The organism is Rhodopseudomonas sp. BR0C11 (assembly GCF_010820945.1).
Taxonomy (GTDB): Bacteria; Pseudomonadota; Alphaproteobacteria; order Rhizobiales; family Xanthobacteraceae; genus Rhodopseudomonas; species Rhodopseudomonas palustris_H.
The window spans coordinates 1-11,231 of the sequence record NZ_QTKI01000135.1; the positions used below are offsets into that span (position 1 = coordinate 1).

The following is an 11,231-nucleotide window of genomic DNA, read 5'->3' on the forward strand; positions in this document are numbered from 1 at the left end:
TGGCCAATGCGCCCCGCGTGCTGTTCGCCGACGAGCCGACCGGCAATCTCGATCCGCACACCGCTGATTACGTGTTCAACGCGCTGATGCAGCTGGTCAAGGCGACCCAGGTGGCGATGCTGATCGCCACCCACAACATGGAGCTCGCCGCCCGCATGGACCGCCGCGTCTCGCTGCAGGACGGCGTGGTGGTCGAGCTGGAATAGGGCGAGACGCCGCATGGCTCCGTACTCGGCGCTCCTTAATTACCTATCCGGTTGCCATGCAACCGGACTAAAGGCTCGCGCCAATGAGCGAAGTCAGTCCGTCAAGGCCGCCGCCCTTGCGGCGCACGGCTTGAGCCTTGACGGACGGGGGCCGTAGGCCCGCCCTTTGGTACCGTCGGCCAGCGACATCCCGGCCTTCTGAAAGTGCTCAATATCACGATCTATCCAATATGGATGCTCAATCCTTCGATCAAGCGCAGCCAAAACCCCTTCTTCATCAATGTAAACGTGACCGTATTTCTTATTTATTCGTGCGTCAAAATACTTTTTGCGGAGATCGTACCAGCCGCGATCATTGCAGACCTGCCAGAATGTAAAAATGTCGTGCTCAGCAAGCATGTCTAAATAGGGAACAAGCGCTTCGACTTGCTCTCTACGAGTGACGCCAACGCGGCCATGCGTTCGGACTCCGTAATGCATGCTTATGTGTTCGAACACTTTATGTTGCTCTTCCGTATTCTTTACTACCTCCTGCACGAATTTCAGCAATCTCGGTGTCGCCGCATAGAGGGCCGCCTGCACGTAATAATTGTAGTACTGCAGGTGGTCCCAGTGCTTTAGAAGAAGCTTTTCTGCTTCCTCCACCGGTAGGCCCACGATGATCTCAGCCAATGTGTAATCGGATGGGTATGTCGCACCCCATTCTTTCGGCGTAACCGTTCCGCGCCGCGTCAGTTCTTCGTCAAACGCCTTCGCCAACTCATCCGACCAAATCTGCTCGCCCAGATGCCACCACTGGGCGCGCTCCTCGCCATTTAATTTGTCGAGAAGTGCGGGTATTGCTGTATGATCTTTGCGCACGAGGCGGCCCCACAGCGCCGAATCCGCCAATAGATCATCTGGTTTAACAGCCCGAAGGATTTCTAAATCCTCAGTCCCTCTGGTAACTGTCCAAAAGCTAAATGCCTTTTGGCGAACGAATTTATCATTGAGACCATTCTGCCAGAGAGACAGCAATCGCTCACGAGATTCCCGTGACATTGGCTTGCCGCGATCTTCTTGCCTTCGACGCCATTCGTCAGATGCCGTCATCCCAAAGTGAAGGATCAAACCTTTCCCTTCTATCGGCCGTTCGCGCTCGGCGATCTCCCGGACTACAAACTCAACCGCATCCGGATGATCTATGCCGTGAAGCATGTAGGTAATCGGCCAACGAAGATCGTCCTTCGCAGCGCGCTTGATAAAGAACCCTATCGCTGAAATGGGAATATCTTTGATGAAAGCCCAACGAACATTGTGAGCCGCTAATTGTTCGCGTGGCGAACCGAGGTGCTTAGATCTTTCGTCGGACAGCGCAGCCCAAGCATCACAAACTGGCGTCAGAAATCGCTCTGACTCATTGCCACAGCATCGACCCGCGGCCCACAGATAATCGGCAAGGTTGTCGTCCTTTTGGGCATCGTTGGCCCAAGAGGCCTCAATTGGTTCGGCCAGTTGGGGGTCAGCTAAAAACCCGGCGAGCCTCAACGCACCAACGCGAGCTGGCCGACCGAGATCAGGTCGCCGGAGCAGCTCGCCAATTGCCTTCCTGAGATTGCTTCCAAACCGACTTTTGGCATGTTCAATTTGCCGATCTCTCCAAACGGCGCCAGTGCCCGGCTCAACGTCTAGGCAAAGATTTAGTCCACCCGTGACGTCGCCATTTCTGAAAAGCGCCTGCCAAGCTGTCCAAGCACGATCTTGAAACTGTCGAACAATACCGATTGCTTTTGAGGACTCTGTCTCGGACAGAGCAGCGAGAGCGGCCCAACGAAGCCCGCCATTTTCTTGTCCGTGCGTAGCGGGTTCCGCTAACCACTGATTTATAGCTGCAATGATCGCATCGTGAATGGGCGCGGCCGGCTCTCTAAAGATACGTAGCGCGTGAAACAACGCGAGAGGATTCTGAGTTGCAACTTGGTCAATGAACGGGACCGGGACGCCATCAATGAGCAAAGCGGCTCCGAGCACCTCAGAGAAATACGGTTCCGATAGCAACAACGGCGAGATAGTGTCATCTTTGATCATCCCACCGAGCGCGTCCGCAAAGAGCGTATCGCGCACGCGGTCGTGTCGGAATGTTAGTCGCTCTCGACGCCAGCGCCCGTAATACGAATTACTTCTCCGTGATGCACCAGGTGTCGAAGCATAGTGAGCGCATCGCCCTGCTGAGCAAGCCACGCAATGACGGATTGCCACTTTGGGTTCAATTCCCGATGATGCAGCGCCTCGGCTGCTAAAAGCCGCAAAGAGGCTCGGTAGTCCCCCGCCGTGAATTCGCCTTTTTCACCGGCCAAGCGGGAAGCGCTGCCGTCAATGAAATCTTCAATGACCTTAGTAGAGTCAGGTTGCCTGCCTGGCTCTTGCAGAGCAATAAGCAACGGATCGTGACCGAGGGCGTTGGAAATGCTGTCGGCCTCCATGTCACTGAGGTAGATGCCTCTTGATTTCGCCCTTCTCTGAACGGCCTCTCGCCCTTCTGGAGGCGTAAATGCAGCGCCGACGATTGCCGACCCTTGCACGCGTTTCCTCGCTTCATCTTTCAATGAGGCAATTACCTGCGGCCACACCGGACAAATCAGCCGCCAATTGTTGTTCGTCGTTCCTTGACCGGTCTCTTTCGTAGCCGTCGAATTTGCTGCGGCCCACTGTGTGAGTTTTTCGGCCAAGTACTGCGCCTGCCCAGATTTGTTGATGTCTTCTACAACGACAATAAATGGGCGGTCACCCGAGCAAAATGAAAGCGCGGTATTGCCCGAGCCTGGCGCAAGCGCGGGATGAAGTTGCTCTAACGCTGCTTCAACCGCTTGATCTACCGTAAGCGTTGAAGCCAGCAAGTGATGGGGCAGTATCAGGCCAAAACCGCCTGACGCGATATGGCGGTCAAGGTATTTGTAACACGCTACACTTTTACCGAGGCCAGACTCGGCAATGACGAAGACCACGTCTTGACTGTCGGCAGCGCCAAGCAAACCGTCAAGCGAACGCGGTACCCAGGCGGCTATGTCATTGCTTGGCCGATGAGCGTCAAGACTATCTCGCGATAGCTTCGCCAATAGCTCCTTTGAAAGACGCTCTTGATCAATGCGTAGATATTTAGCTCTGATCCATTGTCCGGTCGGGGTGTTATCGAGCACATGGGCAAGCCGTGACGCCGACCATATATCAACACTCAGACCAAATTTTCGTCCGGTGGCGCGCGTATCCCTGACAAGCTCTTCGGATGGTTCTTGATTGGTCGTTAGAATGAGTGTCCCGCGCAATGTACCAAGCCGCACCCTTTCGTCCTCGTAAAGTTTAGCGGCTTTTAGAACGTCGCCTGGGGGCGCTTTAGGTTTTCCGCCTTTGTGAGGTTTTACTGTTGCGGGATCGTGAAGCCATTTACCTTCAAGGTCGTTTCGGGCGCACGTCGTGTGATGAACGGCGAGCATATGCGGCGGCTGCGCACCAATAGCAAAACTAATGCCGTCCACCGGTGACTTAACGGTCTTGCCAGCCGAATTCACCCCGGTGTGGAGCAGCGACGCATACTCGGGATTAGCCTCGCGTAGAATGGCCATCGCAAGCCGTTCGAACTCGGCGTCGTCGGTCATTTCGGACAATTGTTTAATTGTGTCTTCTGTCATGACACTCTGATTCGTTGCCGTAGGCAGTTAGATAACGTATGTTTATCTCAAGCCGTCAATTGCACGGACGAGTATGTAGCTAGCTTTTGCGAACGCCAATGAGCGGTATCGTCCGTCAGAGTTGACGCGAGGCGTCGCTTGGCCGAGCTCTGATGACGGGCAGCAAGCCCTCTCTTTCTTTGCTGAAAGCTGTGTCGTGGATCAAAAGCGTGATTTTGATCACCGCGAACGCCGCCGCGATCCCGTAAAGGCGGTGTCGGATTGACATCGCAATTCTGCGCGCCATGGGGGCGAGCCAGGGCCCGATCATGGAGGTGTTCCTGATCACCGGCGCGGCGATCGGCGTGGTCGGCACGCTGACCGGGTTCTTCGTCGGCGTGCTGGTGTGCATGAACATCGAGTCGATCCGGCAGTTCCTGTCCTGGGTCACCAACACCGAACTGTTCTCGCCGGAGCTGTATTTCCTGTCGAAGCTGCCGGCCGAGATCGATTTCGCCGAGACCAGCGCGGTGGTGATCATGGCGCTGACGCTGTCGTTCCTCGCCACGCTGTACCCGTCGTGGCGCGCCGCGCGCCTCGATCCGGTCGACGCGCTGCGCTACGAGTAAGGCGAAACACGATGGAGCAGGGCGCCGAAGACATCCCGGTCGTGTACCTTCACGACATCAAGCGCCAGTATTCGCAAGGCGAAGCGACGCTGACGATCCTCGACGGCGCCAGACTGGCGCTCTGGGCGGGGCAGTCGGTGGCGCTGGTGGCGCCGTCCGGTTCGGGCAAGTCGACGCTGTTGCACATCGCCGGGCTGCTCGAGCATCCCGATGAGGGCGAGGTCTATGTCAGCGGCGCGGCGACGTCGGCGCTGACCGATGCCGAGCGCACCCAGATCCGCCGCACCGACATCGGCTTCGTCTACCAGTCGCACCGGCTCTTGCCGGAATTCACCGCGCTGGAAAACGTGATGCTGCCGCAGATGATCCGCGGCCTGAAGCGCAAAGAGACGATCAGCCGCTCCAAGGAAATCCTGTCCTATCTGGGGCTCGCCGACCGCATCACCCATCGGCCGTCGGAATTGTCAGGCGGCGAGCAGCAGCGCGTCGCGATCGCTCGCGCGGTGGCCAATGCGCCCCGCGTGCTGTTCGCCGACGAGCCGACCGGCAATCTCGATCCGCACACCGCTGATTACGTGTTCAACGCGCTGATGCAGCTGGTCAAGGCGACCCAGGTGGCGAGGCTGATCGCGACGCATAACATGGAGCTCGCCGCCCGCATGGACCGCCGCGTCTCGCTGCAGGACGGCGTTGTGGTCGAGCTGGAATAGGGCGTTCGGCTTCAGCCCATTATTAGCACGTCATTCCGGGGCGCTCGCGTTAGCGAGCGAACCCGGAATCTCGCGGTGCGGGGCGAAGCGCCTCAACGCAGAACATCTCGGGTTTCCGGGTTCGCGCTTGCGCGCGCCCCGGAATGACAGGGTACCAAGAGAGCCGCGCTCGTCCTCACTGCTGGCGGCGATGCTTGCGCTTCTTCTTGGTCGGCTGTTGCTGCGGCGCGGTGTACCACGGGTTGGTCATGCAATCGGCGGCGCGGCCCGAGGCCGACATCCGGCACTGCGCCATGGTGTCGTAGCTGCACTCGTCGTACCAGTCGTGATAGCTCTGATACACCCGCAGGCAGACCGGATAATCCCGCGCCTCGGCGGTGGTGGTCAGGCCGAGGCCGGCGAGCATCGCGATCAGGAGCAGCTTGCGCATCTTCGTTCGGATCCTTGTTGAGCAGCCGGTCGCAGTGGCGGCGACTCGGCGCACCCGAGAGTGTGACAGAAATCTATGACGGCGCAGGGTCGGCGCACATGCGCCGGCTCAATGCCGCCGGGCGCGGCGCGAACCGGGCCCCGCCGGCGGCTGATACCACGGATTGGTCAGGCACTGGGCGGCGATCCCCGATGCGGCCGGTTTGCACTGTTCGATCGATGTGTAGCGGCACTCGTCGTAGCGCACCGGGCCATACACCCGCAGGCAGACCGGGTAGTTGTCGTAAGGCTGTGCCGAAGCTGCTCCCGAGAGCGTCAGCCCGGCCAGCAGCACCATCGCTCCAATCCGCATCGTCGCCTCCGCTGCTGCGCGGTTCATAAGCCGCGCGCCTTTCGTTCCGTGCGCCAATCCCGAATGACCGTCAATGCGAGGCCGGGCCGGTGGATTCCGGGGATAGTAACGTCTCATTAACGGTCCAGGTTGCTGCGCCGGCCGCTTGCTTGACTCTAGAACGAAATAAGAACATTGTTCTTGTTATGTTCACAAGGTCAGGGAGGCGGACGATGTTGAAGATCTTCATCCAAGAAGCTGCGGCGCTGACGTCGATTGCACTGTTCATCGGCATGGTGGCGGTGTGGGCTCAGGTGCTGGCGCAGGCCTAAGCGCGGGCAAGCGTTGCGACCGCTTCGGCATAGCGGGGATAAGGTCGCCGCCGATGCTTGCGGTGAAGGGTGAGGGAGCCCACCATTGGGCTTCCGAGTCGGTTGCCGTTACGGCGACCGGTTCCGCAAACCACTCGTCCCAACCCGCACGTTTGTCTGAAGAGCCGCGCGCCGATGAGCAACGCCGGATTCGTCCATCTGCACGTCCACTCGGCCTATTCGTTGCTGAAAGGCTCGATGAAAGTCGCCAAGCTGGCCGAGCTGGCGAAGGCCGACCGGCAACCGGCGCTGGCCCTGACCGACACCGATAACATGTTCGGCGGTCTGGAATTCTCCGACAAGCTGTCGGGCTACGGCATTCAGCCGATCGTCGGCCTCGAACTCGGCATCGACTTCGGCGACCAGGATCCGAACTCGCGCCATGGCGCCTTGGCGACGCCGGCGCGGATCGTGCTGCTGGCAGCGCGCGAGCAGGGCTATCGCAGCCTGATGCGGCTGAACTCCCGGGCGTTCCTGGAGACGCCGGTCAATCAGGTGCCGCACGTCAAGCTCGAATGGCTGGCGGGCGAAACCGACGGCGTGATCGCGCTGACCGGCGGGCCGGACGGGCCGATCTCGCTGGCGATGCTGACCGATCCGGCGCTCGCCGCGCAGCGCTGCGAGCGGCTGCAGCAGGCGTTCGGCGATCGGCTTTATGTCGAACTTCAGCGTCATGGCACCGAGGCCGAGCGCCGCGCCGAAGGCGGCCTGATCGATCTCGCTTACGACAAGGGCCTGCCGCTGGTCGCGACCAACGAGCCGCATTTCGCCAGCACCGAGGATTACGAGGCGCACGATGCGCTGCTGTGTATCGCCTCCGGCAAGCTGATCGCCGAGACCGATCGGCTTCAGCTCACCCCCGATCACCGCTTCAAGACCCGCGCCGAGATGGCGGTGCTGTTCGCCGATCTGCCCGAGGCACTGGCCTCGACGGTGGAGATCGCGCAGCGCTGCGCCTATCGGCCGCTGACCCGCAAGCCGATCCTGCCGCTGTTCACCGTCGGCGCCAGCGTCAGTGACGCGGCGGAGGCGGCCGCCGCTGAAGCGGCCGAACTGCGCCGCCAGGCCGAGCAGGGCCTCGCCAAGCGGCTCAGCGTTCACGGCCTGTCGCCTGGGACGACCGAAGAGGACTACAACAAGCGGCTCGCCTTCGAGCTCGACGTCATCACCCGCATGAAATACGCGGGTTACTTCCTGATCGTGTCGGACTTCATCAAATGGGCCAAGGCTCACGGCATTCCGGTCGGTCCGGGCCGTGGTTCGGGCGCAGGCTCGCTGGTGGCGTATTCGCTGACGATTACCGACCTCGATCCGATCCGGTTCGGCCTGCTGTTCGAGCGCTTCCTCAATCCCGAACGCGTCTCGATGCCGGACTTCGATATCGACTTCTGCCAGGATCGCCGCGGCGAAGTGATCGAATACGTGCAGCATCGCTATGGCCGCGATCAGGTGGCGCAGATCATCACCTTCGGTACGTTGCAGGCGCGCGGCGTGCTGCGCGACGTCGGGCGCGTGCTGCAGATGCCGTACGGCCAGGTCGACAAGCTGACCAAGCTGGTGCCGCAGAATCCCGCTGCGCCGATCACCCTCAAGCAGGCGATCGAAGGCGAGCCGAAGCTGCAGGCGGCGCGCGACGAAGACCCGATCGTGGCGCGCGCATTCGACATCGCGCAGAAGCTCGAAGGTCTGACGCGTCACGCCTCGACCCACGCTGCCGGCATCGTGATCGGCGATCGCCCGCTCAGCGACCTGGTGCCGCTGTATCGCGATCCGAAATCCGACATGCCGGTGACTCAGTTCAACATGAAATGGGTCGAACCGGCGGGTCTGGTGAAGTTCGACTTCCTCGGCCTGAAGACGCTGACCACGCTCGACGTCGCGGTGAAGCTGCTCAAGCAGCGCGACATCCATGTCGACCTGCACACGCTGCCCATCGACGACGCGCCGAGCTATCAGATGCTGGCCCGCGGCGACGTCGTCGGCGTGTTCCAGGTGGAAAGCGCGGGCATGCGGCGGGCGCTGATCGACATGCGCCCCGACCGGTTCGAAGACATCATCGCGCTGGTGGCGCTGTATCGCCCAGGCCCGATGGCCAACATCCCGACCTACTGCGCCCGCAAACACGGCGACGAGGAGCCCGAATATCTGCATCCGATGCTGGAGCCGATCCTGAAGGAGACGTTCGGCGTCATCATCTACCAGGAACAGGTGATGCAGATCGCGCAGGTGATGGCCGGCTACTCGCTCGGCGACGCCGACCTGCTGCGCCGCGCGATGGGTAAGAAGATCCGCGCCGAGATGGACAAACAGCGCGCGATCTTCGTCGAAGGCGCGGTGAAGAATGGCGTCGCCAAGGACGCCGCCGACACCATCTTCGACCTGCTCGCCAAGTTCGCCGACTACGGCTTCAACAAGAGCCACGCGGCCGCCTATGCGCTGGTGTCGTACCACACCGCGTATATGAAGGCGCACTATCCGGTGGAATTCCTCGCCGCGTCGATGACGCTGGAAATCCACAACACCGACAAGCTGTCGGAATTTCGCGCCGAGGCGCAGCGGCTCGGCATCAAGGTCGAGGCGCCGTCGGTCAACCGCTCCGGCGCCACCTTCGAGGTCGGTCCGAACACCATCTACTACGCGCTCGCCGGCCTGAAGGGCGTCGGCATGCAGGCGGTGCAACAGCTTGTCGAGGCGAGGGGCGATCGGCCGTTTGCCTCGCTCGCCGACTTCGCCGCACGGGTCAATCCGCGCGCCATCAACAAGCGCGTCATCGAATGTCTCGCGGCAGCCGGTGCGTTCGATTACCACAACTCGAACCGTGCGGCGGTGTTTGCGGGTGCCGCCGCCATCGTCGCGGCTCGCCAGCGCAATCATGAAGCCGCCACCAGCGGTCAGAACGACATGTTCGGCGGTCTGTCGGATGCGCCGTCGATCATCCTGCCGCAGCTCGAGCCGTGGTTGCCGGCGGAGCGGCTGCGCCGTGAATACGATGCGATCGGCTTCTTCCTGTCCGGCCATCCGCTCGACGACTACGCCACCGCCTTGAAGCGGTTGCGGGTGCAGTCCTGGACCGAGTTCTGCAAGGCGGTGAAATCCGGCGCCACCGCCGGCAAGGTCGCCGCCACCGTGGTGTCGCGGATGGAACGGCGGACCAAGACCGGCAACAAGATGGGCATCATGGGCCTGTCCGACCCGACCGGGCATTTCGAGGCGGTGCTGTTCTCCGAAGGGCTGGCACAGTATCGCGAGGTGCTGGAGCCGGGGGCTGCGGTGCTGATGCAGCTCGGCGCCGAACTACAGGGTGAGGATGTGCGCGCCCGGGTGCTGCACGCCGAGCCGCTCGACGCCGCGGCGGCAAAGACTCAGAAGGGGCTGCGCATCTTTCTGCGCGATACCAAATTCCTCGACTCGGTCGCCAAGCGGCTGCAGCCGCCGGAGACCAAGGTGGCGGGCGGCAACATCGCGCTGGTGCTGCGGCTCGATCCGCAGACCGAGGTCGAGTTCGATATTCCCGGGCGCTACCACGTCTCGCCGCAGATCGCCGGCGCGATCAAGGCTGTGACCGGCGTCGAGCACGTCGAAACGTTGTGACCACGGGTTTGCTCTCGCGTCACGGAAAACGGACGGCGAGGGCGGTATTTGTCCGCGAACCGGTCGCGGATTGTTCAATCGCCGTTCAGATTGGGACGCGCTGAAATGCGATCGGCGGCGCTGCGCCGGTTCCGGCTGCGCCCTTGCAATGGGTCCCGGCCATGCGTCTCAATCATCTTGTCTCGGTCGTCTCCACCATCCTCGTTGTTCTGATCGCCGGGCCGGTTGGTCCCGCTGCCGCGCAGCAGCAGGAAAAACGCATCGCGCTGGTGATCGGCAATGGCGCCTATGCCAAGGCGCCGCTCTCCACCGCCGCCAATGATGGCGGCTTGATCGCGCAGACCTTGCAGGCGGCCGGCTTCGACGTCAGCGGCGCGCGCGACCTCGACGGCGACACGCTGCGCGGCGCGTTTCGCGACTTTGTGAAGAAGGCCGAGGACTCCGGTCCCGACACCGTCGCGGCGGTGTATCTCGCCGGTTATGGCGTGCAATACGCCGGCGAGAATTACTTCATCCCGGTCGACTCGCGGCTGTCGCGCGATACGGAAATTCCCACTGAAGGCCTGCGCATCAGCGACTATCTGCGCCAGCTTGCGGCGCTGCCGCTGAAGACCAGCGTCGTGGTGCTCGATCTGGCGCGCGAGCAGCCGTTCGTGCCTGGCGGATCGATCGCCTCGGGGCTGGCGATGGTCGAGCCGAACCCGAAGATGCTGATCGCCTTCAACGCCGCGCCCGGCACGGTGGCGCCGGAGGAGCGGGGCGCTTACGGCGTCTATGCGCAAGCACTGGCCGAGATGATCCGCACCGGCGGCCTGACGCTGCCGCAGCTGTTCGATCGGGTGCGGCTGCGCGTCAATGAGACCACCAAGGGCGCGCAGGTGCCGTGGGATACGCAGAGCGTGGAGTCGAACTTCATGTTCTTCGATCGCGCGCCCGATGCGCCGCCGCTGCCGGCGCCGGATCAGGCGCTGCGCAGCAAGCCGATCCGCGACATGGGCGCCGCCGAAGCGTATGCGGCCGCGCTCGATCGCGACACGCTGCAGGCTTACGAAGACTTTCTCGCCGCCTATCCGAACGATCCGCTGGCCAAGCGGGTGAGGGCGATCGTCGCCGCGCGGCGTGAGGCGATTACTTGGCGGCGGACCTACCGCGTCGATACGCCGGATGCGTACTGGTCGTATCTGCGCCGCTATCCGCGCGGCCCGCACGCGGCGGACGCCCGGCGCCGGCTGGAGATCCTCGCCGCTGCACTGGAGCCGCCGCCGAGCTTTGCGGTGATCGACTACGATGTGCCGCCGCCGCCACCGGACGAGATCGTCT

General features: G+C 61.9%; 8 protein-coding genes and 2 pseudogenes. 5 read left to right on the forward strand and 5 right to left on the reverse strand.

Annotated elements, in window-relative coordinates; translation table 11 throughout:
• Nucleotides 1-206 (forward strand): annotated as a pseudogene (locus tag DYI24_RS12520) (ABC transporter); the annotation flags it as partial.
• A gap of 93 nt (nucleotides 207-299) precedes the next feature.
• Here DYI24_RS12520 and DYI24_RS12525 read toward each other — a convergent pair.
• The 3 genes from DYI24_RS12525 to DYI24_RS12535 form a co-directional block, all read right to left on the reverse strand.
• The gene (locus DYI24_RS12525; RefSeq protein WP_205523494.1) at nucleotides 300-2,273 is read right to left on the reverse strand and encodes a hypothetical protein; all 1,974 of its coding nucleotides are present in this window, start codon (nucleotides 2,271-2,273) and stop codon (nucleotides 300-302) included.
• 53 nt (nucleotides 2,274-2,326) lie between these two features.
• Nucleotides 2,327-3,871 carry a hypothetical protein gene (locus DYI24_RS12530; protein WP_164572514.1) on the reverse strand — a complete coding sequence of 515 codons (1,545 nt, stop codon included), beginning with the start codon at nucleotides 3,869-3,871 and terminating at the stop codon, nucleotides 2,327-2,329.
• 115 nt (nucleotides 3,872-3,986) lie between these two features.
• Nucleotides 3,987-4,181, reverse strand: a complete 195-nt coding sequence (locus DYI24_RS12535) for a hypothetical protein (RefSeq protein WP_164572515.1) — start codon at nucleotides 4,179-4,181, stop codon at nucleotides 3,987-3,989.
• Here DYI24_RS12535 and DYI24_RS12540 point away from each other — a divergent pair.
• Both DYI24_RS12540 and DYI24_RS12545 read left to right on the forward strand, forming a co-directional pair.
• A pseudogene (locus tag DYI24_RS12540) lies at nucleotides 4,135-4,479 on the forward strand (FtsX-like permease family protein); the annotation flags it as partial. The gene DYI24_RS12535 and the pseudogene DYI24_RS12540 sit on opposite strands and share 47 nt — an antisense overlap.
• An 11-nt stretch (nucleotides 4,480-4,490) precedes the next feature.
• Nucleotides 4,491-5,189 carry an ABC transporter ATP-binding protein gene (locus DYI24_RS12545; protein ID WP_164572516.1) on the forward strand — a complete coding sequence of 233 codons (699 nt, stop codon included), beginning with the start codon at nucleotides 4,491-4,493 and terminating at the stop codon, nucleotides 5,187-5,189.
• Nucleotides 5,190-5,364: 175 nt separating this feature from the next.
• On the opposite strand, the gene DYI24_RS12550 is transcribed toward DYI24_RS12545, so the two are convergent.
• Together DYI24_RS12550 and DYI24_RS12555 are read right to left on the reverse strand one after the other, a co-directional pair.
• On the reverse strand, nucleotides 5,365-5,619 hold the full coding sequence (locus tag DYI24_RS12550) for a DUF3551 domain-containing protein (RefSeq protein ID WP_164572517.1): 255 nt from the start codon (nucleotides 5,617-5,619) through the stop codon (nucleotides 5,365-5,367).
• Nucleotides 5,620-5,727: 108 nt separating this feature from the next.
• Entirely contained in the window at nucleotides 5,728-5,970 is a 243-nt protein-coding gene (locus tag DYI24_RS12555) for a DUF3551 domain-containing protein (protein ID WP_164572518.1), read from the reverse strand.
• 485 nt (nucleotides 5,971-6,455) lie between these two features.
• Between DYI24_RS12555 and dnaE the strand changes: the two genes are divergently transcribed.
• Entirely contained in the window at nucleotides 6,456-9,911 is a 3,456-nt protein-coding gene (dnaE, locus tag DYI24_RS12560) for a DNA polymerase III subunit alpha (RefSeq protein ID WP_164572519.1), read from the forward strand.
• Between the two features lie 161 nt (nucleotides 9,912-10,072).
• Nucleotides 10,073-11,231, forward strand: a 1,159-nt coding sequence (locus DYI24_RS12565) for a caspase family protein (protein WP_205523495.1), incomplete at its 3' end; no start/stop codon positions are given.

Bases quoted from the DNA above. Each gene is read 5' to 3' on its own strand.
- DYI24_RS12525 (WP_205523494.1), bottom strand. From the start codon at position 2,273: ATGATCAAAGATGACACTATCTCGCCGTTGTTGCTATCGGAACCGTAT.
- DYI24_RS12530 (WP_164572514.1), bottom strand. From the start codon at position 3,871: ATGACAGAAGACACAATTAAACAATTGTCCGAAATGACCGACGACGCC.
- DYI24_RS12535 (WP_164572515.1), bottom strand. From the start codon at position 4,181: ATGATCGGGCCCTGGCTCGCCCCCATGGCGCGCAGAATTGCGATGTCA.
- DYI24_RS12545 (WP_164572516.1), top strand. From the start codon at position 4,491: ATGGAGCAGGGCGCCGAAGACATCCCGGTCGTGTACCTTCACGACATC.
- DYI24_RS12550 (WP_164572517.1), bottom strand. From the start codon at position 5,619: ATGCGCAAGCTGCTCCTGATCGCGATGCTCGCCGGCCTCGGCCTGACC.
- DYI24_RS12555 (WP_164572518.1), bottom strand. From the start codon at position 5,970: ATGCGGATTGGAGCGATGGTGCTGCTGGCCGGGCTGACGCTCTCGGGA.
- dnaE (WP_164572519.1), top strand. From the start codon at position 6,456: ATGAGCAACGCCGGATTCGTCCATCTGCACGTCCACTCGGCCTATTCG.